This is a genomic window from Bradyrhizobium sp. MOS002, from assembly GCF_003020115.1.
Lineage (GTDB): Bacteria > Pseudomonadota > Alphaproteobacteria > Rhizobiales > Xanthobacteraceae > Bradyrhizobium.
Genome location: NZ_PYFX01000028.1, coordinates 18,814 through 39,007, shown reverse-complemented (window position 1 = coordinate 39,007; position 20,194 = coordinate 18,814). Strand labels below are relative to the sequence as shown.

Genomic DNA, 20,194 nt, shown 5'->3' with positions numbered 1-20,194 from the left:
GTCCATGGCATGGTGTCCTCCCTCGAATCTTTGCAAATCCGAAGGAATCACAGGCCAGCCAAAGCCGCTCACCCTTTTCCGGTCAGGCTCTCAGGAGCTTGCGAAGCAAGCGTCTCGAAGGACGAGGCGCTCGCTCAGGCGCCGCTGAGACCTCATATGCGATTACCCTGCACAAGGGTTAAGGGAGCGCCGTCGTGCCGCGCGAAGACCGTTATTTCCCTTCCAGCGTATTGACCGGCGTCCACTCTGGCAGGGGAGGATTTTCGATGAGCGCCCTCGCGCGTTTCGCGAACTTCGACGATGGTGGATCAGTCCTGGCTACGCCCTCGAACGCGTCAGCCGCCTTTGCGAACTCCCGCGCCCGCCAGAAGGCCAGCCCTTCCGCGTAAGCCGTGGCCACCTGTATCTGCCCGGCGCTCTCCGCGCCTTTGTCCGCGAGCGGCTCGAATACCCTGATCGCCTCGCCGCGCCCCAGCACCCGGATCGCATCGAGTTCCCGCCAGGCGAAGCCGTCGCCGGTCTGCGCCATCGTTGATTCCGAGGCCATGATTGCGGTGCCGTAGTATTTATTGGCGCCTTCGAGCCGCGAAGCGACGTTCACGGTGTCGCTCATCACGGTGTAATTGAAACGGCGGCGGGAGCCGATATTGCCGACCACGGCCTCGCCGCTGTTGAGCCCGATGCGGTGCGACAGGCCGCGGCCGGCGAAAGCGGCGCTGCCGGCGTTGAGCTCTGCCAGCTTTGCGTGACACTTCAGCGCGGCATGGACGGCGTGGCGCGCATGCGCGGGATCGTCGGCGGGCGCACCGAACATGGCGACGATGGAATCGCCGATATATTTGTCGACATAGCCGCCATGGCTCTCGATGATGTCGGTCATGGCCGACAGATATTCGTTCATCAGCGTCACCAGTTCGCCCGGCGTCATCGTCTCGGCGATGGAGGAGAAGCCGCTCAGGTCGGAGAAGAACATGGTGATGTTGCGCATTTCGCCGCCGAGCGCCGGCATCTTGCCGGAGGCAACCATGGTGTCGATCACTTCGGGGGCGAGATAGAACGCAAAGCTCTTGCGCAGGAAACGTTCGTCACGATCGGCCAGAACGAAACGGTAGCCAATCATCATCGCGAGCGCGGCGAGGCTTGCGAGTGCCGGCTCCGTCAGCGGCAGCGCCAAGGCATGGACGAATGCACCGACGGCCATAGCGGCGTATACCGCGGTGAGGCCGAGCCATGCGATCAGTGCGCCACCCGGTGCGAGCACGCAGGCCGCGCAGGCCACGATCGCCGCGAACACGATCGTGAGAATGCTCCGCAGTGGAAAGCCGAGCTCGGTCACCGCATCGCGTTCGATCAGATTTCGCACCGCGTTGGCATGCACGAAGACACCGGCGATGTCGCTGCGGGCCTTTTGTACGGTGCTTGCCGGGGCGGGCTGGGCGCATCGTGGCCCCGGCGTTCCGTCATATCCGCCGGACAGTCGCATCGAGGTGAGCTTGCGATCATCGAAATTCAGGGCGGTGCCGAGCAGCACGACTTTGCCGCCGAAGGCGCGGCGGAAGAAATCGCGGTCGCCTTTTTCGACGCAGGCTCGCAGATCGGCGAAGGAGAAAGCCGGGATGTCGCGGCCCAGTCCTCGAAAATTGAGCGTCAGTGTATTCGGTACCGCGCTCGGAATTGCGTAACCGGACAATTCGGTCGCCCCGGACGGTGCAATCTCGGGCTTTCCGGCGAGAGCGCGCGCGGCGAGTTCGACCGCCATCGCGGGGACCGGCTTGCCGTCGATCGAGAAGCTCAGCGGCATCCGCCGGATCACGTCGTCGGTGTCGGTATGGACGTTGAGGGCGCGGATATTGTTTCTCACCGCCAATTGCTGCGCGCGGTCGGGCCTTTCCTGATGGTCGTTGCTCAGGATCTCGCCGAGCACCAGCTTGCCGCTGTCGGAAAGCTTCCGCAGGGCGATGAGATAGTCCCGATCGAAGCCTCTCATGCGGCTGCCCAGCGACGCGTCGCCGAAGGGAATCTCAGACTGCTCGATCGAACTCGGGAAGATGACGTCGAAGCCGATCGCCCGGGCACCGCCGTCGTCGATGCTGCCGAGAACCCGGCCGATCTCGCGCGTCCAGGTCTGCGTCGGCGATCCCTTGAACGGCGGCGTGTCGTAGGTCTCGCCGTCGATGGCCACGACGACGACCGGTGATGCCGCGGGATCGCGGCGGTCGCCGACGAGCTTGCCGCGCAGTGCTGTGAGGATGTCGAGCGACAGGCCTTGCAGCGTCTGGAGCGGTGGAGACGTGACGACGGCGCCTGCAAGAAGCGCAATCAGGATCGCTGCAACAATGTCCCGTCTGCCGATCCGCCGCATCGCCCCGTCGCTAGCTGCCTATTCGAGCCGCAGCAGGCGCCCGACGATCGGCGTCGGCGACGACGTGGCGCTGGGGTCGACCTGGAAGGCGTAACGCTTGGTGCCGAGGATGGCGAGATAGCTGCCGCCCGGCGTCAGCGACTTTCCGGCCTTGGCGAAGTCATAGAACTTGCCTCCGACCATCGTCTCGCTCTTGAGCGGCACGCTGATCGTGGGCTCCTTGCCGTCGGTGCGTTCGATCACCAGGGTGCTGCCGCTCTTGGCCTGCACCAACGGCGCGACGCCGTAGAGCGTCGGCAGCTTGGCCGGAGCGTTGCCCTTGGCGTCCGACCGCATGGTGCGAAAGGTCGTCGCGGCACTCTGGTTTGCCTCGCGCTCCGATAGTTTTGCCGCGTTGGTATCGCAGGGCACCTTTTCCCGCTTGACCTCGCCGAGCTGCACGGTGCTCTGCTCGGTGCCGACCATGACGACGCCTTCGCTGATGGTCTCGCGCTGGCACGATTTGAGATAGCTGAGCGTAATTGTTGCCTTGGGCCCAAGCTTGATGATCTTGCCCGGCGCCACATAATCCATGAACGCGACACCGTCGACCTTGCCTTGCACGTCCTCGACGATGGCGGCCGGGGTCTCCGCCAAAGCGGGGGCAGCAAGACAGCACGCGCCGACAACAGCGCCGATCAGGCTTTTCATGGGATTTCTCATCCAATTCGACCGATACTTGCCCGGTCCCCGTCCAGGCCCGATGCTTAGCAGCGAAACGCCCAGGCAAGTGTGACCGGAATCACTCTTAGATATTGGTGCACTCTATCAGGAAGAGGTTCAAACCCGCGACCGGAGAAAACAGTGCGCCGGCAGGCTGTTGGCCGGATGGATAATTTCATTCGGCTGGGATGGCCTCGACCGAACGGTCCTCGGCCGGGTAGCCCTCCGCTGCACTCTCTATAATAGGCGCGAGCGTGGCCTCGGTCCTATGATACGGCGTCGCCTGCTGACCGGCGGCGATCTCGACCACTTCCTCCCCAGCGCGACAGGAAGGCTAGCTGTCACGAACTGACTGGAGTTGACAGCGGTTCTATCCAAGCTGCCAAACGACGTCGGCAAGCCGATTGTTTTGAGCGCGGTGCGCAAGGAGGTCCAGCTTTCTTGCCCGCTGCACGAGGGGAGCGTGCGCCCGCCCGCCCGCGTCGCTGCGCGTCGGCAGCAATTTGACCGGCCGGCTTTGCCGGGTGTTAACCGTGGCGGAATGCTCTCCGCGCGGATCATTGTCGCGCCCTAGTGTTGGTTGCAAATACGTTTGAGTTTTACGGTGGATGTTTTCATGCTGAGAGACGGCAAATATGTTGCCTGGTTCAGGACCCCGCGCGGTCAGGGCACTGGCGTCGTGCATCTGGCGGAGGGACGAATCTCCGGCAGCGACAGCTTCTTCACGTATGGCGGCTCTTACCGAATCGACGAGCAGCGCTTTACGGCGGTTCTGACCACGCGGCGACATGCCAAGGGGCCGCCGACCGTGTTCGGGCTCGACGAGGTCGAGGTCAAGCTCTCAGGCGTGTGCAGCGGCGCGATGGCGACCTATTCCGGAACGGCCGAGCAGGCCCCCGATGTGACCTTCGAGGCGACGCTCATCTACAGCCAGGACGAGGTGCCGGCCGCTGACGCCAGACGTGCGGTCTTGAAGCTGAATGCCGACAAGCTGCCCAAGGGGCTCGACGGCCGTTCGCGATCGCGCCATCCCTTTGCGCCGGGACCGCTCGGCTCAGAGCGGAATAGACCATAAGGTCACGTCTCATCCCGCCTGATCGATTTCGACGATGTTGTCAGGGCTGCTTAAGCGGATGAGCCTTCTGGTGCCAGGCCCAGGCGGTGCGGATCACGGTCGGCAGATCCGAATGTTGTGGCACGAAGTTCAGCACTTTTCGCGCTGCGGAGGGATCGGCGACCAGATAGGTGGGATCGCCGGCGCGGCGCGGCTTGACGGTGTGGGGCACCTCGCGCCCGGTCTCCTGCCTGATGGCGGTCAGGATTTCCCGCACCGAAAAGCCGGAGCCGGTGCCCAGATTGAAGCTGCCGCCGGCATGCCCTTGTTCCAGCAGTTTCAGCGCCGCGACATGCGCCGCGGCGAGATCGGTGACATGGATGTAGTCGCGGATCGCGGTGCCATCGGGCGTGTCGTAGTCCTCACCGAACACGGCAAAATCCACATGGCCCTGTAACGCCATCATGGCGCGCGGAATGAGATGGGTTTCGTTGTCGCGCAATTCGCCGATGCCGCCGGCCGGATCGGCGCCGCTGGCGTTGAAATAGCGTAGGCAGAACGCGCCGAAGCCGTAGGCCGACCGGTAATCGGCGAGCATGCGCTCGATCATCCACTTCGATGCGCCATAGGGGTTAATCGGCGCGCAGGGGAAGTCTTCCGGCAGTTCCTTGGAGTCTGCGTTGCCGTAGACGGCGCCGGTCGAGGAGAACACCATACGATGGCAACCCGCATTGCGCATCGCCTGCAATAGCGACAGCGTGCCCTGCACATTGTTGATGTAGTACTTTTGCGGGTCGGTCATGGACTCGCCGACGAGGCTCGCCGCCGCGAAATGCATGACCGCCGTGATTTTGTGCTCGGCGAAGGCGCGCGCCAGCGTGGCGCCGTCGAGCAAATCGCCTGTTACCAGCGGACCGGCGACGAAGCCGCGATGGCCTGTCGACAGATTGTCATAAACGACGGGCTGATAGCCGGCGGCGGTCAGGGCGCGGCAGGCATGCGAGCCGATATAGCCCGCGCCTCCCGTAACGAGGACAGTCGGTCGGTTGGTCATGTGTGCTTACCTCAAAGCGAAATCAACGATCATCCAGGCAACCGCCGCGAGCAACAAATCGGCACACAGTACGAGCGAGCATCAGCTATGCGGGACGTTTGCGGAGAAGCCGACCATATGTCGGCCCCAAAGCTGGGACATGCCGCGTGGCGCCACGGGACACGACATCACTCGAGGAGAGGGCTTCCGAAGTGATCTGTCCCAATGTGATTGCCTCAGTTCAACAGTTGATCGATCGGGTGAGCATAGATCGATCTTCGCTGTATGCAACCCATCGGGGGCTCGGCACGATTGTCCTTCTTCGTCTTAGCTCGGCATTGACCCTATCGCTGCGAAGCGATCGGCGCGCGCATCGCGGCAACCGAAGCTTTAGACACGAAAAATAAGCTGATGCCCGAGTAAAGGAGTGACTGAAACATGGCACAGATCTGGATGACTTATGACGAACTCGCCGGGCTGAGTGGCTGCACGCCTGCCGAGGCCAGAATGCGGGCCATCCATTTGTCACTTGACCGCCGCAAAAGCCGCGATGGCGCAACTCGCGTTAAGCTCGATCTGGCGCTGACGGCTAAATTCCTCGCCTCTGTCCGGGACGCCGATTTTGATCTAGACGGCGCCATCGAGGCCGACCAGGCCACCCATCGCCAGATGGCAGAACTCCTGACGCCGAACCAGTTCCCGGGCCAGCGCCGCTCGGCTTAGTCCCCGCACGCTCCGAACAACTCGCCTGGAACAGGCAAGGCCGAGGCGCCCCACGATGCCGAAGCGAAAACCCTGACCTATGCGGTCAGCTTTGCCGGCTTGAGCGGGCCAGCCATGGGGGCACATTTCCATGGCCCCGTGGGCCCGGCAAGAACGCCGGAAACAACGACAGCAACTTCCGATGCGGACGTGCTGCTCAGGCGGGAGGTCTCGGTAAGAAGGCCAGGATTGTTTGAGCGAGGAGGACCCCGACGGTCCCGCCTGCTGCTTTTTGCAGCACGTCCAAGAAGCCTGGATCACGATCGGGCGTCATTGCTTGCAGGATTTCGAGCCCCATTGCGACCGCCACGACAAGCGAGCATGCGAGGGTGAGCCGACCGGGCAACAGGAAGGACAAGAGAAATCCCAGCAACCCGTAGGCGCTGAAGCGCTCGATCACGACGACCCAATAAGCCTCGTGATGACCGATAAGCACGGGTCTCCCCGCCAGTCTCGCAAGCGTGGCATAGACGATGAGCGCGAAGCAGACGCCTGCGGCTGCGATAAGGTGGTTTCGGCGCATTGGACGACCATAGCCGGATGGGAGCCAGGCCGCGTTGAAAGATAAGAGTATCGTTAAGGCTGATTGACCAGGGGGCCAGATGGATATGGAGCGTTTCGCCGGTCTCGGGTAACGGCTCAATCCAGTCAGGCCACCAGCACCGCGTCGGTCGGCGATTTAGCGCTCTGCGCCAAGCAGCGTGACTCGACCAACTCGTTGAATCGCGGGAAGGGCAGTGGGGGGGAGACCCCTCCGCTCTCAAGCTCTAACGGCCCATTCGATGGTGGAGGGACGCGGGTGCGGGATTGTAGGGCTCTATGGGAGCCGGCCGGGTGCTGCCACAGCGCGAGCGCCTTGGTTCGGTTCCCTGGCGAACAGGATTGGAGCGCTTTTATTTCATGCAGCTGGATTCGAGCATTCCGAACGGACAGTGGTCTCACCTGCTTGACGTTGTTGCTCCAGTCCGATCGGCAACACGACGCCTTCGTTCTTCGTCAGAACCGGCGATCGCGCGCCCGCGGTCATCATGTCGTCGTTGGCGGCACGCCCCGCTACGCCTTTTTGCTCGCCTTCGTTTTCAACGAAAGACCAAGGCGCAAGGCCATGCGCTTGATCGCATCGGGCGAGCGTCCGAGCTGTTTCGCCGCCTCCTCCAATGAAGCCGAAGACTTGGCCAACTCCATCAGCCGGCGGTCTTCCTTGAACGACCAGGGCTTGCGCGCCATAACCGAAATCATCCTCTCGTCGCGACAAAGACAAAGCCGCCAAGCGGACCCATGTCGCTCGACGGCTTTGCTTGGGTGGGGCCGAGCTTGGGGGAGCCCGGTGAGACGATGGGATAAGCGATCGGTGAGAGTTCGCAACAAACAACGCGGATTAAGCTAACCGCTCAACCTTAACGCGTCTAATCTGGCTTCGTAGCTCCGTACTATCACGGAGATTTCAAATGCTGATCAGCAGCGGCCGTCGCCACGTTTTGAGTGGTAAGGAGCCGAACTTACGACCGGCAATTCTGAAGGCCGCATGGACTGGGGCCGTGGACGTGAACCCGGATTAACATCCGGCCGGATATAACTTCTCAGTGAGACATTTTGTCATTTCCGGGCCCCGGCTGTCGGGCGTGGACCAAACTTCAATCAGCACTTGCACAAACTTCATCGTCGGCTGACAAAACTTTCGGCGGTACCGATCTTGAAGTCGTCACAACGACAAGATGAAATGCAATGGGAGGAACGCGCCGGAAAAACGGAACGTTCAAATGTTGGCAATTGTGGTTTTGGGTTCGATCTTCGCCGGAGGTTTTTCTTGCGGCTATGGTGCGAGGGCGTGGCGCTCGCGCAAGCGGTCGGCAAGATATCGTCTCTATGCTCCCTATACTCCCGCGGCAACGGGGGCGGGACGTAGTCGGTCGCCGTCGTAATGGTGGAATTTTGCGCCCGGTCTGTTTGCCGAACGATCTGCGTGTCGTGATCGAAATAACCATGCGCGGTTAGGTTAATTCGTCGCAACTCTTGAGAGCTTAGCCAATGTCACCTAGGACATATCGATTCACGGCGAAAATTTAGCCGCCCCGATTTTCCGGGGCCCCGCGTTAGGGTAGGCGTAAATGGCGTACCTGATTGCATTGCTGGGCGCGATAATTTGCATCCTTATTTCGATCGTTTTCGTTCGCGCCTATGATCGACACCTGAAAGATCTTCCAGGTCCTTGGATCATGGAAGAGGGTCATTCGAATGACTGATCCAAGGCACAACGCGCCCGCAGGTATTTCGTTGATGCGCAAGGGAAACGGGTGCTGATAGGGCTGTCGCCGGAGGAAACGGCGCAGTTCGAAGCGCTGGATATGAGATCGGGAGAGAAGGTTCAAATCTTGGCCGAAATCGGCCCGGGCGGTGGAGCCGCCGCGGCGGACGAAGCTCGATGGCTTGAGCTTTATTCAAAACACGAGGGAGCCTGGCGGGCGTGGATCGCACAAAGCCAGGCGGCGCAGCCACAAGCTTCAAGCTTTGTTAACTATGTCTGATCGATGTTAGCGGTCCAAATCTCGAACGTGGGATGGCCCAAATGTTTCAGCTGTTCCTGAGAGCGCGCGCACACAACTTTCTCAGCTCCCGCCGTGAGGACAAGGGCTTCAAGGCCCGTACCATCGAGCGCGATGCGGAGACGGACCGCGTTCGAATCGATGCCGTCATGGTCGCGATCGATGCGGCATTGCGCGATGCGGAGAGGGAGCAGGTCGGCCTCGGCCGACGCGTTGATGACGCACTTGCGCGTGCATCCGTCACCTTCGGAAACGGTACCGATGAATATCTCGAACGGGAGCCGATCGACAGCCATCATCAAGATCTCTTTGCCGCCGACATCTCCAACGGCCAGCGGCGGCTCAAGGAATTGGCAAACACCATCGCTCATCTGAGGTTTATCAGGACCGCGATGCTCACGCGCTTTCCGAACCTGAGGCCGCCGCAGCTCAACAGCTAGGATCGAGGGTTTGGCTCGGCAGCCTGCCGTCTGGTAAAACGCGGCAGGTCTGGGCACGATGGATATCTCGCCCCGAGAAGCATAATATCTCGTAGAGCAGCTTTGCCACGGGACAATTCGGCGCCGCTTTGCCGTTTGGCTCTTCCGCCGGTTTTGATATGGTCCCGTCCTGTTCTCGGACGGATTGAAGGAGCGAGCCAGGTGATCTCCAGAAATTTGCAAACGTCGATGGGATTGGCATTTGTTTTGGCTATTGGTGCACCAGTAACAGCTTCGGCCGTCACGGTAGAAGTAGCGCGTGCATGCGACGCGGCTTTGGCCAAGGCCTTTCCGCCAAAGCAAATCGGCAATCCCGCTGCGGGCAGCGCGGGGACAGCCAAGGAGCGGCGCGACTATTTCAGCAAATGCGTCGCGAACAGCGGCAAGGTCGACGATGCGCCGGCGGATGCGCCTAAAGACGCCAAGGCCAAGAAATAAACGAAACGCGTCGCGCCGGGAGCATGACCGGAAAGAGCAGCGTAGCGGGTCGAAAACATCAGCTCAACATGACCGACAGCGCGAGATGGTTCATCCCAATCTATCGCGCTTTAACGTCGTGGCGGGCAGGGGGAGTACAACGCGCTGTTCGTTGCGTTCATGCGTTCAACGCATTGGTTGGGATTAGTCGGCGTCCCGGCCACCGTGAAGTCAAAGCCCATACCTTTGGCGACCACGACGGAGCGACCCGGCGAAAGCGTATAGCCGTGCTGCTCCGGCTGCAGCAATTGCATTCTCGGCTGATCCTGGACCGGGCATATTTTGTAAGGGTAGGACATGCTGCGGATGACCCAGTCGCCGGCAGTGGCCATGGCCGCTTTGCCGGTTGCATCATCGCCGCCATCGCTCGGGAGACTTTTGCGAGCACCCGGACCTCGGCCCGGTTGCACCAACACCACCGTCGGGCTTGAACACAATGAAGCTGACATCTCCGCGTTAGGGTTGTAGCGCTGGGCGTGGTGATTGCTGCTGGAATCGCAACACGACTTCCCGGGGACCAGCTTGAGCTCCTGGAGCTGGCCCTCGCTCATTGCGCAGACGCCAAAGGCTGTCGAGGAGGGCCAGCAGGTCAGGGATCAGTCCCGACACGTCCGATATTGCTGCTCAGGATAAGATCGGGCCTGAGCAACTTCTGGCACCAAGAGAGCCACTAAGAATTATGAAGTATCATGATGTCGACACACTGCTCAGTCTTGATGAGCACCGCATTATTCAGGACGACTCCTATGGTTTCCGCATTTGTCTTCGCCTTGATCTTCTGCGCCGGCGTCACGTTGGGCTATGCCTTGCGCAGTTGGCGCCCGCAACGATCGACGACGAACGAGCCCTCCGGCAGAGCCGCCCGATCGACTCCCGGCTCAGCGTTCGGACACGTCCGACGTGCCTTTTAGGCCTCGTCCAGCGTGCGAGCGACACCTCGGTTCTCACGACCAGAGGCGACATATGAGACCCAGCCGATGAGGGACGCACCGCGACGCTACATCGTGGACGGTACAGGGCAGCGTGTCCTTTTTGGTTTGACGATTGCGGAAACCATCGAGTTCGAGACGTTGGACAAGCCCGACGTCCCCCTCGGCCCTGGCCTTCGCTTCGATCAGAATAAGCCGGGACAACGATGGCTGGAGCTATACGCCAAGCATGAGCGGGCCTGGCGCAACTGGATGGCCGACACGCGAGCCGGACGGGAAGTGCCTTTCGTGCTCAACTAGGTGATGCTCTTGGCTCGTGACCGCCGAGGCCGTCCGTCCGCTTCAGGAACAATCTCCCCGACGAATCGGCAGACATCCCGGGATAGTCATATCCTGGGCAGTCATACCGCGAGCATCCGGCTGCCTTGGATGCTCATGAGGGTCAGATTGCCCGTCGCGTAGGCGCCCGTATCGATGTTGACCCGGTTTGCCAGCATTTCGGCGGTGCGCACCGGCGTGTGACCATGAACAATATATTTGCCGAACTGCTCCTCACTCTGAAGGAACTCTTCGCGAATCCAAAGCAGGTCGCTTTCGCTTTGCTCGGCCAAGGGGACACCCGGGCGAACGCCGGCGTGGACGAAGAAAAAATCTCCACAAGTAAAGCTAAGCCGTAGTTCGTCCAGGAACTCCAGATGCTCCCCCGGCATTGCGCGGATCAAATCGCGCATGATCGACGCCGGGTCGTCGCGCTTCAGGTCTGGCGGCGCGAGTCCATAGGACATCAGTGTCTGGGCGCCACCGATGCGAAGCCAATCTTCGAACAACGAAGGGTCTTCGAAAACCCTCACTAGAAATGCCTCGTGGTTTCCCTTGAGAAAAATTGAGTTTCCCCGCCGGCTTCGTTCAACCAAGAGGTCAAGGGTGGCGCGCGTGTCCGGTCCGCGATCGACATAGTCGCCCATGAACACCTCGATCGCATAGCGCGGCCGACTATGGGCCAAGTCGGCGTCGATGACCCGCAGCATGGGCTGCAGCAAATGCGAGCAGCCATGAATATCCGAGATCGCATAAATTCGGACGCCATCCGGCAGTTGCGGCCTGTGAATCGGCGGGTGTGATCGGGCAAGAGATGTCATGGCGCGCACACTCGGTGAGATGGTGGGATAATTTCGCCAAGTCGGTCCACGGCGGGGACCCCTATTGAAGGGTGCCGCCTCTCAGACGGCCTGATTGCGCCCAAGGAAAGGAGGATACTCGCTTGCTTAGCTTGTCGGGACGCGCTGAGCAAATCAGGCAATTCCGCCAAGGGCTGCATCGCGCCCGGCAGCCGGGAAGATGCATGCCGCGCTCAAGACGGTTGGGAGGATACAGCTTTAGATCGCAATTCATCGAACTTCTAGTAATCGAATCGTATCGCTTGCGGAGTGACTCAATGTGGGCAACAGGCGCATCAAAGATGAGTTGCCAGCGCTTCATGCAAGCGCCCGACCGAATTCGACGTGGAACTTGATTCAAAATAGGGCAGCGAGTTTCGATCGTGTGTCAGCACTGTGACGCAAATCTTCCGCGCGCGATGACATCTCAAAAAAAACGCGATGCATTCATGCGTCGCAAAAGTTTCGCGTGCGGCGCCATAATATCGCTCTGATCACTTCACAGTTTGCGTTCGGGGAAGTGACGGATCTTCAGCATCACGGATCAGCGTCAAGCATTCTCGATAGCAGAGGTTCGAATGGCTGTTGCAACTTATGGTTCTGAAGGCGCTGGTGCACTGTCCTCAACGCGCGGCACGGCTCTTCAGCGGCCTTTTCAGATCGTCATCATCGCTGCTGACCTGCTGCTGATCCTGTTCAGTTATGGTGCAGGGGCGGCGCTTTACAATGTCGCGCTTGCCTCCACTGGCGACGGCGTATCCATGGGGGCAGGACTGATTGTCGGCGCGGTGTTCGTGGCGCTTGCGTATTTCCAAGACGTCTATGCCACGCACCGTCTGCTGAATGTCGTCTGGCAGCTCCGCAAGGCCGTTTTCATCTGGTTGACGTCGCTGACGTTTCTCGCCGTCGCTGCTTTTCTATTGAAGTCGACCGACAATTTGTCTCGCGGAACAGTGATCATTTTTGCGGCCATCGGCGGCGCCGGATTGATCAGTCTGCGTTTTCTCTGGCCGGTTGTGCTTGGGACAAATTACGCCAGAAGCCGTCTGGTCGATCGCAAGGTGATCCTGTTGAGCTTGAAGCCGCTCGATTTCACCTCACGCCGCTTCAAGGATCTGCGCAGGAATGGCTTCGATGTCGTACGCCATTTCGTACTTGGGGATGACAGCGGCGATGACCATTGGGAGCGTCAGATCCGCGATGTCATTCGGCAGTCGCGGGCAGTTGACGTCGATGAATATCTGCTTGCAATCGATTGGAACGAATTGCCGATGGTTCGGAAGATAGGGCCCTATCTGCGCGCCGTGCCCCAGCCCGTCCGTCTTCTGCCGGACGATTCGATCGCGGACCTGGTTTCGCGGCCGTACCTGCCGGTCAGCGGAACCGTGGCGGTGGAGATCCAGCGGCCGCCGCTCAGTGTGTTTGAGCGTCTGCAGAAGCGCTGTCTGGATGTGGGGGTGGCCTGCCTAGCACTGGTTATACTCGCGCCGTTGCTGCTGACCGTTGCCGCTTTGATCAAACTTGGTTCTCCCGGTACCGCCATCTTCCGACAGTCCCGACGCGGGTTTAACGGCAGGGTCTTCGAGATATGGAAGTTTCGGACCATGACAGTCAGCGAGAATGGCCAGACCGTCATCCAGGCAAGCAAGGGGGACGCCCGGGTTACCAAGATCGGGCGTTTCCTTCGCATGACAAGCATCGACGAGTTGCCGCAGCTTTGGAATGTCTTGCGCGGCGACATGTCCCTGGTCGGGCCGCGCCCGCATGCGCTCGCCCATGACAATTACTACGACGAGCTCATCAGCAAATACGTCTACCGCCACCACATGAAGCCGGGCCTGACAGGCTGGGCGCAGGTCAACGGCTTCCGCGGGGAAACGCCGACGATCGATCTGATGGAAAAAAGGGTGGAATACGACGTCTGGTACGTCAGCAATTGGAGTATCTGGCTCGATCTGAAAATCATGGCGCGGACGGCGTCGGCCGTCATGTTCCAGGAAGCCTACTAAGGAAACAGGGGCCGTGACGTTTGAGCGGGCCAGCCTTGACAACGAGGCGCGGTCACGCGGCTCCGCGAGAGGCTCACCTCTAGGCTCTCGGCGGGCTCCTGAAGAACCGCGCGATTGCATCACGCAGCGCAAGCAGGGGAGGCACCAAGACGAACAACGCTCCCATTGCTACCGAGGCCATGACGTGGCGTAGCGAGAACGCCTCCTGCTGCTCGTGTTGGCCCCCAGTTCGGTCGATGGGCGCAGGGGACAGCGTCGTTGCCAGCGGGCTGGGCTGGCGGCCCGGCTTGCGCGGGGGAACCACTATCAACACGAAAAGGATGTTGAGAAGAACCCAAACGCTCAAAACGATGAGGGCGACCAGCATTCCGACCTGCCGAAAAACACCAAGAATATGACCATACGGTAGCCTAAAGGAACTCGAAAGGAAAGGTGCCAGGCCCGACACACATCCCCAACATCGATCAGCTTACGGCTTGGAACCGAGGATCACGAGCGCCCACTTTGTCGCGGCGCCTACAATCAACTGATCATTGGTGCTTAGGGCAACAAGCGCAATTTGTGGATTCCGGACGAATACGGGCGTCCGCCACGCGCGCGCACGCGATCACTCCCATCCAAATCCCTCTTGCAAAGCCGGTTGTTAGGTCTTGTTGCCAGTGTGGCGGCGGAGAGGATTATTCAGGCGGTCTATGCCGCGCGCAAATTCTGTCCACAGCGGGCGGTCGTTTGGAATGAAGTCGCTCGAAGCGCGCCCAAGCCTGCCACATCGATGCACGGACGGCCCATTCACGCCCGTGGCGAGAGCCTGCGGTATGGTGGCCGTCCGCATGCAAACGGCAGGCGAAATCCTCAAGGTCGCCGGCTTCGGTCAGGCGCTTTCGACGTAGTAGCTGTTGCGGTGCTTGCCCTTATACGCCTCGATGCGACCAAGCATTTTGGGGTCTGCGCGATTCAAAACGGCACCCAACAACTTCTTCTGAAGCACTTCTGATCCCGAGACGGACTCTTGAACTGCAGCGCGCGTGGTTGATCCCCATTCGATGACATAAACCATGGCGTCGATGAGCGGACTGAATGCCTTGGAATCCGCCACCGGCATCACTGGGGCGAGGTCAATGATGATATATTCGTACTGCTCGCGGAGCACCGCAAGCAAGTCGGCCATCGCTTTCGACGCTATGAGGTCGGCCGAATTGACCATGCGTGAAGCAACGACGGAAGGCAGGAAATCGAGGCCGGTCTCGGTGCTTCGCTGCACGTAATGGCCGAAGGCGGCCGGATCACTGAGGGCTTCGACCAGTCCGCTGTTGGCGTTAGGTGAAAGCTCACGCGTGAGTGAGCGCGTATGCAAATCGCCGTCGATCAGGACGGCGCGGTGCCCTGTCATGGCGATCAGCTGGGCGAAGTTGGCCGCAACGGTCGTTTTCCCCTCTTTCGGCAGCGACGATACGATGCCGATGACCTTGATCTCCCGGCTCATGCGCGCAACATCGATCGAAACCTTGATGTTGCGCAACGTTTCGGCAAACCGCGAGAACGGATGATCGACCACATACCGTGTCACTCCAGGCATGCTGCCTTTGGCGGAAGTTCCGAACAATCCGCCTCGCCTTTCCGCCGGGCGAATATCCGGAAGGACCCCGAGGCACTTCACTCCGAGTTCCTCCTCCACCTCTGCGGGAGTCCGCAGCACATCGTTGAGCAGCTCGCGGGCAAAAGCGGCGCCCAAACCCAAGCAGAGCCCGCCGACCAAGCCACCAACCAAAGCCAGAACCGACCGCGGCGAACTTTTGCGATCAGGCGTCGTAGCCGTACTGATCAGGCGGGCCTCGCTGAGCGGGAAGCTCTGATTCTGAGTGGCGCTTTGCAGTTTTTCCAGGAAGCTATTGTAGAGATTGCGATAGGTATCCGCCGCACTTTCGAGGTCCCGGAGCTTGACCTCTGCTTGGCCCTTGTTACCAGCTTGGGCGACGAGCTCTTTCATGCTTTTCTCGAGAGACGCCTCGCGGCTTTTTGCGATCTCGTAATCACTGCGATACGCGTCTCCGATCCGATGAAGTTCGTCAGCAATATTCTTGCGCAATTCTTCCATCTTGTTGGCGAGGTTTACAGCCGCAAGGTGGGTCTTGCCGTAGCGTCTGGACCAATCGGCATATTGGGCGGCTAGGTCGAGATACTGAGCGCGCAAGCGGGTAATCACGGAGTTGTTCAGCGCATCCGTCACTGTCGGCTGGGCAAGGTCCTGGTCGGAAATAGCGTCGATCCGGTCGAGGCGCGCCTTTGCTTCGGCGGTTGCCCCCCGCGCTTGCAGCAGTTGGGTGTTCAGATCCGACAGTTGCTGCTCAGACATCAGGCCACGGCTGGTGCCGACGATATTGTGCTCGGCCTTGAAGGCCTGCACCGCACGGTCGCTCGCGGTTGCTTGCTCACTCAGCTCAACGCTACGTTGCTGAAGCCATTCTGTCGCCCGCTTGGTGGACTGATATTTCGCCTCCAATGCGCCGACGAGATAGGCATTCGCGATGGCATTTGCGATCTTGGCCGCCTTGTCCGGGCTATGTGCGCGATAACTGAGCGAGAGCACGTATGTTGTTAGAAGCCGCTCAACTCTTAAATTGCCTTGGATGGACTCGACCACCGCATGTTCGATGCGCTCCTGTGACGGTGGTTTGCTGGAGCCGAAAAGCCCCGTGACTTTGCCGCTGATAGTGGGGAGCACGCCTTGGCTCGACCCGTTGAACTCTGGATCGTCAGCCAACCGCAAGCGACGGACAACGGAGAGGATGAGATCGTCAGAGTTGATAATCTCGACTTGGCTGTCGACGAAGCCCGGGTCAATCAAGGCGCTGTTCGTGCCCCCTTCCTTCTCCAAAACCTGAGTTTGTCGGGTATCCATCATAATGCGAGCGTTGGCGGTATAAATCGGCTTCGCCAATGCAAGGTAGACAATGACAAGTGCAAGCGAACCGCCGACGGCAGTTGCGATGAGAGGCCATTGCCGGCGTAGAACGTTCCCCATGCGGTCGAAGCTGAGGACCGTCCCGCCGAACTCGATGCCAAACTTAGTCCCTGAGTGAAATTGTTCTCTCGGCTGGTACATCTAATAGTTTCTACTTATGAGGGTCGATTAGCGCGGAAGCGGGAGAGGCTTGAACGGGTCGATCAGTTTAGTCTTGCCTTCGCCTTCTAAGAGACCTCCGCCGCGCGGCTGCCCAACTTGCTTGTCGCGTGACACAGGCCGCGCACCAGGATCGTCCGCGTTGGCGGCTGAATATCCTCCCTTTACGGCGAGATCGCCCAGCCTTTGAGTGAAATTCCTGATCTTTTGTGCGATGTCCGGCTTCGTGAGCGTGCATCTCGCTTCGGCCATTCGCAGTGCTTCGCCGATCGCCGAACGATCGGCGGAGGGCGCCTCAGAGATTAGTGTCTGCACGGAGGGCAACACCGAAGGATCAGAGACTATATAGGCAGCGAGGCGAGAGCTGAGCTTATCCTTCTCGTTGCGAAGCTTCTGCAGCAGAGATGAGGGCGACTTTGCGAATGCGTCCAATTCCGCCCGCGGAGCACGATCGGAAAACTCTACGCACTGAGCAAAGCAGGAATCAACGCTCCACGTCAGCATCGCACATTGCAGCCAGAGGGCGGCTAACCTTGCTGAAGCGCCGCAACGGTATGTCAATGTCCAATTCATTCGTCCTCTTGATCGCGGGTCGCCGCCCTCCGTAACTTGGCAAGGAACTGTGTCAATTTTTGTGCGCCGCAAAAGTTGCATCGAAAACCGTTTTCGCGAGACCGGCTCCGCACATGGCGCTACCCGCGATGTCTAAGAGGCACGCAGCTCTGCTCACAATTTTTGCAAACAGCATTGGAACGAATGCCACCCGCTATAGCACGTGGCATGGACCGATGTGCCGCTTTATCTTGCATCGCAACAACGCCGAATTTTGCGCACACTTTGCCCGCAAACACCGGCGATCATGAATCGCTCTCGCAAATCAGGGGATAGGCAGTGTTGTTCGACGTAAGCGATGATTTCTTTGCGAGCCGCTGCTCCAAGTCACGTCGCGGAGATAATTGAAGCGCCTGCAAGTTGATACGAGAGGGCAGCGCATAGAATTGGGACATCGACTTGGCTGAGTTTGTTCATCGTGAGAAGGCTCATGTTTTACCGCTTGATAGCATCAGGGGCATTGCAGCGGTCTCAGTAGTCATTCACCACCTCCTCTTGATGCCAACGTTCCTCGCGGTCTTCCCGCACAACGCCTGGATCAATTGCTCGTTCTTCAGGAGCGCCTGGCTTCTCGTCGACTTGTTCTTTGTGCTCAGCGGCATCGTCATGTCACTCAGTTATGTCCGTGGTGACTTCGGGCGATTCTCCCTTCGTGAGTTCATGCTAAGGCGGTTTGCGCGTGTCTATCCCCTGCATCTTGTCACGCTGCTGGCCGGCCTTCTGTTCCGCCTTTTGCGCATCGGACTAGTCGCGGCGGGCCTCGTGATCGCTGCTCCGGCGGCCTTCGAAGTCAATAATTTCTCCTCCTTCGTCCTGAACATCTTCCTTCTGCATTCAATGGGCCCAATCGATTACCTGAGCTGGAATGCTCCAAGCTGGAGCATTAGCGTCGAGTTCTACACCTATCTCGTGTTTGGGTTGGTGATATTGTTTGCTCAACGGATGCGTTCGTTGAGCTATCTATATGCATGTGCAGGGCTCCTGGTGGTCGGAAGCCTGTTCGTCATAACATTTGTGCTCGATAAGCCAAGTCTTGGGCTTCAGACCGACTTCGGGGTTTTACGCTGTTTTGTCAGCTTCTTCCTAGGCGTCCTCACGGTCATGCTCGTGGAGCGCATGCGGCCCGGCATGCATCCTACAGTGCAAGGAGGAATTCAGCTCTTTACTATGATCGCGAGCATAGTCCTGGTTTCCGTCGTGGAGGCCTATCCGCCCGCGAGCTTCCTAGCACCATTGATCTTTGCGGCCTTTCTCGGCAGCTTGCTTGCATTCCCGAATGCTGCATTTATTCCCCGCATGCTCGTAGCTAGGCCTCTGGTGTGGCTGGGGCGGAGATCGTATTCCATCTACATGGTGCATTCGATAGTCGTGCTGTTCGCCGAGTACTTCGTACGCGCGCTTGGACCTGCCCGGATTGCAGCGCTTGATGCGGTCAGTGCCGGGTTGCCAGCAACACTTAATCTCTGCGTCTCACTGGCTGCAGTTCTGGTCGTCTCGCACTTTACATATCTGCATGTCGAAATTCCGGGGGGCAAACTGTTCCGAAACATGGCCGGGAGTCGTTCGAGGCTGGGCGGCGCAGCGGCGCCCTCGGCGCCACCGCTGAACTGAGCTCGTCATGGATCGCATTCAACGCCAACAGATCACGGTCGTTAGCGTCAGTATCGAAGCGATCGCGCTTGGGGTCTACCTCATACGCGACGCCTTTGGCGGCGTCATGCGATACTATACGAGCATCATGCATCTGGATGCGCTGTGGTACATTCCTGACGCGGTCGCTCTCGTTTGTCTCGTTCAGTTCATCCTGCAGTTCATCGTGCGACAACGCAGCGTCCTGGCATTCCTGGTGCTGCTCCAGATCATTCTGTCCATCGTGCTTGGCTATTTTATGCTGGGCACCGCCAACGCCGCGATGTCGTCGTTCAAAATGATGTTGCCGGTTTTTGTGGGCTTCTGCTTCTGTGATGCAAGCCTCGGCTCATACCGCAGATTGCTCGCGGTGATCGCCGCTACGTTTTATCTCTCCTTGATCGGAGTGTTCTTGACCAAGTTTTACGTCATGCCTTGGGTCGGGTTCAAATACGAATCTTTCGGAGCCGTTCGCGAGGCTGGCCGCCTATGGTGGGCCTATGGCGCCGACGACCAGCGCCTGATGGGTTTTGCGGCTGATAACACCATGGCTGCGTTCTTCATTCTGGTCTCGTTTGCGATCACATCCATTCGCAAGAGCACGATTTGGAATCTGGCATTTGGATCGATTGCCGTCTACGCGGTTGTCCTGACGACCAGTAAAACCACCCTGATTGTTCTCGCGTTTTATTTGTTGCTCTTACTCGTCGTACGGATGCTGCCGGAGTCCTCGCGCTTTGCGACAGTTCGCGGCATTGCTCTGTGGTCGTTCGCCGCGATCCTGGTTCCATTTCTGATGATCTGGATCGCATCCGGTACTGTTGCGGTCCCGCATACAACCTTGTTCAGCATCCTGGACCGCATCAACAACAGCTGGCAATTGCCGTTTGTGTACCTGAGCCAGCTGATGCCGATCGGGTTGATAACGGGCTGTGGCGCTGGGTGCTTTAACTACCCGCAGCAGCTGTTTTCGCCATTGGCGTCGTATTGGGTGCCGGTCGACAACTTTTACATCGGGACGTACCTGATGTTTGGGCTCCCATTTGTCGCGTTCATGGTCCTTGTATTCCGCGCCACGTTTGCTGCAACCGACGTCTACAAGCTCACCCTGCTTTTCGTCGTGAACATGTTCACTATCACGGTCTTGAACTACGGCCCGGCATCCGGCCTGCTCATCATCGCCCTGAGCTTCAGTGAAGTGTTCTCGCGCAAGGCGGCGGGCTCGCTACACCATCGTGGCGCGGCGAGCCTGTCGGATCGGGATCTTGTCGGGCGGAAAAAGGCAGTACGCTATTTCGGTGCGGATGCGCCGAGGCCAGCATAGT

The 20,194-nt window shown here is 59.4% G+C and carries 18 protein-coding genes; 9 read left to right on the top strand and 9 right to left on the bottom strand.

The genetic code is table 11. From position 1 onward, the window contains the following. Nucleotides 1-211: 211 nt before the first annotated feature. Nucleotides 212-2,362: an adenylate/guanylate cyclase domain-containing protein gene (locus C7G41_RS34615; protein ID WP_106946725.1), complete on the bottom strand. Its 2,151-nt coding sequence runs from the start codon at nucleotides 2,360-2,362 to the stop codon at nucleotides 212-214. An 18-nt stretch (nucleotides 2,363-2,380) separates the two neighbouring features. Then, nucleotides 2,381-3,052: a hypothetical protein gene (locus tag C7G41_RS34610; RefSeq protein WP_027516147.1), complete on the bottom strand. Its 672-nt coding sequence runs from the start codon at nucleotides 3,050-3,052 to the stop codon at nucleotides 2,381-2,383. Nucleotides 3,053-3,680: 628 nt separating this feature from the next. Between C7G41_RS34610 and C7G41_RS34600 the strand changes: the two genes are divergently transcribed. After that, on the top strand, nucleotides 3,681-4,139 hold the full coding sequence (locus tag C7G41_RS34600; RefSeq protein ID WP_106946723.1) for a hypothetical protein: 459 nt from the start codon (nucleotides 3,681-3,683) through the stop codon (nucleotides 4,137-4,139). Between the two features lie 40 nt (nucleotides 4,140-4,179). Here C7G41_RS34600 and galE read toward each other — a convergent pair whose 3' ends face one another. Further along, complete coding sequence (gene galE / locus C7G41_RS34595) at nucleotides 4,180-5,172, bottom strand: UDP-glucose 4-epimerase GalE (RefSeq protein WP_106946722.1); 993 nt, start codon at nucleotides 5,170-5,172, stop codon at nucleotides 4,180-4,182. 417 nt (nucleotides 5,173-5,589) lie between these two features. On the opposite strand from galE, the gene C7G41_RS34585 reads away from it, so the two are divergent. Then, nucleotides 5,590-5,874, top strand: coding sequence for a hypothetical protein (locus C7G41_RS34585; protein ID WP_106946721.1), 285 nt, complete (start codon nucleotides 5,590-5,592; stop codon nucleotides 5,872-5,874). Nucleotides 5,875-6,070: 196 nt separating this feature from the next. On the opposite strand, the gene C7G41_RS34575 is transcribed toward C7G41_RS34585, so the two are convergent. Then, complete coding sequence (locus tag C7G41_RS34575) at nucleotides 6,071-6,487, bottom strand: VanZ family protein (protein WP_373681180.1); 417 nt, start codon at nucleotides 6,485-6,487, stop codon at nucleotides 6,071-6,073. A gap of 479 nt (nucleotides 6,488-6,966) precedes the next feature. Then, nucleotides 6,967-7,140, bottom strand: a complete 174-nt coding sequence (locus tag C7G41_RS38055) for a hypothetical protein (RefSeq protein ID WP_199198768.1) — start codon at nucleotides 7,138-7,140, stop codon at nucleotides 6,967-6,969. 1,067 nt (nucleotides 7,141-8,207) lie between these two features. Between C7G41_RS38055 and C7G41_RS34565 the strand changes: the two genes are divergently transcribed. From C7G41_RS34565 to C7G41_RS34555, 3 genes are all read left to right on the top strand, one after another. Beyond that, entirely contained in the window at nucleotides 8,208-8,438 is a 231-nt protein-coding gene (locus C7G41_RS34565) for a hypothetical protein (protein WP_106946719.1), read from the top strand. 41 nt (nucleotides 8,439-8,479) lie between these two features. Then, the gene (locus C7G41_RS34560) at nucleotides 8,480-8,896 is read left to right on the top strand and encodes a hypothetical protein (RefSeq protein ID WP_106946718.1); all 417 of its coding nucleotides are present in this window, start codon (nucleotides 8,480-8,482) and stop codon (nucleotides 8,894-8,896) included. 201 nt (nucleotides 8,897-9,097) lie between these two features. Beyond that, nucleotides 9,098-9,373 carry a hypothetical protein gene (locus C7G41_RS34555; protein WP_106946717.1) on the top strand — a complete coding sequence of 92 codons (276 nt, stop codon included), beginning with the start codon at nucleotides 9,098-9,100 and terminating at the stop codon, nucleotides 9,371-9,373. Nucleotides 9,374-9,483: 110 nt separating this feature from the next. On the opposite strand, the gene C7G41_RS34550 is transcribed toward C7G41_RS34555, so the two are convergent. Then, nucleotides 9,484-9,963: a hypothetical protein gene (locus tag C7G41_RS34550; protein WP_245446858.1), complete on the bottom strand. Its 480-nt coding sequence runs from the start codon at nucleotides 9,961-9,963 to the stop codon at nucleotides 9,484-9,486. A gap of 426 nt (nucleotides 9,964-10,389) precedes the next feature. Between C7G41_RS34550 and C7G41_RS34540 the strand changes: the two genes are divergently transcribed. Next, complete coding sequence (locus C7G41_RS34540; protein ID WP_106946715.1) at nucleotides 10,390-10,641, top strand: hypothetical protein; 252 nt, start codon at nucleotides 10,390-10,392, stop codon at nucleotides 10,639-10,641. A gap of 101 nt (nucleotides 10,642-10,742) precedes the next feature. On the opposite strand, the gene C7G41_RS34535 is transcribed toward C7G41_RS34540, so the two are convergent. Beyond that, on the bottom strand, nucleotides 10,743-11,480 hold the full coding sequence (locus C7G41_RS34535) for a metallophosphoesterase (protein ID WP_106946714.1): 738 nt from the start codon (nucleotides 11,478-11,480) through the stop codon (nucleotides 10,743-10,745). 596 nt (nucleotides 11,481-12,076) lie between these two features. Between C7G41_RS34535 and C7G41_RS34530 the strand changes: the two genes are divergently transcribed. Then, nucleotides 12,077-13,507 (top strand): undecaprenyl-phosphate glucose phosphotransferase, encoded by a 1,431-nt coding sequence (locus C7G41_RS34530; protein WP_106946713.1) that lies wholly within the window; start codon nucleotides 12,077-12,079, stop codon nucleotides 13,505-13,507. Between the two features lie 871 nt (nucleotides 13,508-14,378). Here C7G41_RS34530 and C7G41_RS34520 read toward each other — a convergent pair. Continuing rightward, nucleotides 14,379-16,610 carry an AAA family ATPase gene (locus tag C7G41_RS34520; protein WP_106946711.1) on the bottom strand — a complete coding sequence of 744 codons (2,232 nt, stop codon included), beginning with the start codon at nucleotides 16,608-16,610 and terminating at the stop codon, nucleotides 14,379-14,381. 27 nt (nucleotides 16,611-16,637) lie between these two features. Continuing rightward, a complete protein-coding gene (locus tag C7G41_RS34515; RefSeq protein ID WP_245446856.1) occupies nucleotides 16,638-17,201 on the bottom strand; it encodes a hypothetical protein in 564 nt (187 codons plus the stop codon). Between the two features lie 438 nt (nucleotides 17,202-17,639). Here C7G41_RS34515 and C7G41_RS34510 point away from each other — a divergent pair, with 438 nt between their 5' ends. Further along, nucleotides 17,640-18,851 (top strand): acyltransferase, encoded by a 1,212-nt coding sequence (locus tag C7G41_RS34510; protein ID WP_106946710.1) that lies wholly within the window; start codon nucleotides 17,640-17,642, stop codon nucleotides 18,849-18,851. 7 nt (nucleotides 18,852-18,858) lie between these two features. Then, a complete protein-coding gene (locus C7G41_RS34505) occupies nucleotides 18,859-20,193 on the top strand; it encodes a hypothetical protein (protein ID WP_245446854.1) in 1,335 nt (444 codons plus the stop codon). Nucleotide 20,194 lies beyond the last annotated feature (1 nt).

Coding starts and splice junctions, on each gene's coding strand:
- C7G41_RS34615 (WP_106946725.1), bottom strand. CDS start 2,362: ATGCGGCGGATCGGCAGACGGGACATTGTTGCAGCGATCCTGATTGCG.
- C7G41_RS34610 (WP_027516147.1), bottom strand. CDS start 3,052: ATGAAAAGCCTGATCGGCGCTGTTGTCGGCGCGTGCTGTCTTGCTGCC.
- C7G41_RS34600 (WP_106946723.1), top strand. CDS start 3,681: ATGCTGAGAGACGGCAAATATGTTGCCTGGTTCAGGACCCCGCGCGGT.
- galE (WP_106946722.1), bottom strand. CDS start 5,172: ATGACCAACCGACCGACTGTCCTCGTTACGGGAGGCGCGGGCTATATC.
- C7G41_RS34585 (WP_106946721.1), top strand. CDS start 5,590: ATGGCACAGATCTGGATGACTTATGACGAACTCGCCGGGCTGAGTGGC.
- C7G41_RS38055 (WP_199198768.1), bottom strand. CDS start 7,140: ATGGCGCGCAAGCCCTGGTCGTTCAAGGAAGACCGCCGGCTGATGGAG.
- C7G41_RS34560 (WP_106946718.1), top strand. CDS start 8,480: ATGTTTCAGCTGTTCCTGAGAGCGCGCGCACACAACTTTCTCAGCTCC.
- C7G41_RS34550 (WP_245446858.1), bottom strand. CDS start 9,963: ATGAGCGAGGGCCAGCTCCAGGAGCTCAAGCTGGTCCCCGGGAAGTCG.
- C7G41_RS34540 (WP_106946715.1), top strand. CDS start 10,390: ATGAGGGACGCACCGCGACGCTACATCGTGGACGGTACAGGGCAGCGT.
- C7G41_RS34535 (WP_106946714.1), bottom strand. CDS start 11,480: ATGACATCTCTTGCCCGATCACACCCGCCGATTCACAGGCCGCAACTG.
- C7G41_RS34530 (WP_106946713.1), top strand. CDS start 12,077: ATGGCTGTTGCAACTTATGGTTCTGAAGGCGCTGGTGCACTGTCCTCA.
- C7G41_RS34520 (WP_106946711.1), bottom strand. CDS start 16,610: ATGTACCAGCCGAGAGAACAATTTCACTCAGGGACTAAGTTTGGCATC.
- C7G41_RS34515 (WP_245446856.1), bottom strand. CDS start 17,201: ATGAATTGGACATTGACATACCGTTGCGGCGCTTCAGCAAGGTTAGCC.
- C7G41_RS34505 (WP_245446854.1), top strand. CDS start 18,859: ATGGATCGCATTCAACGCCAACAGATCACGGTCGTTAGCGTCAGTATC.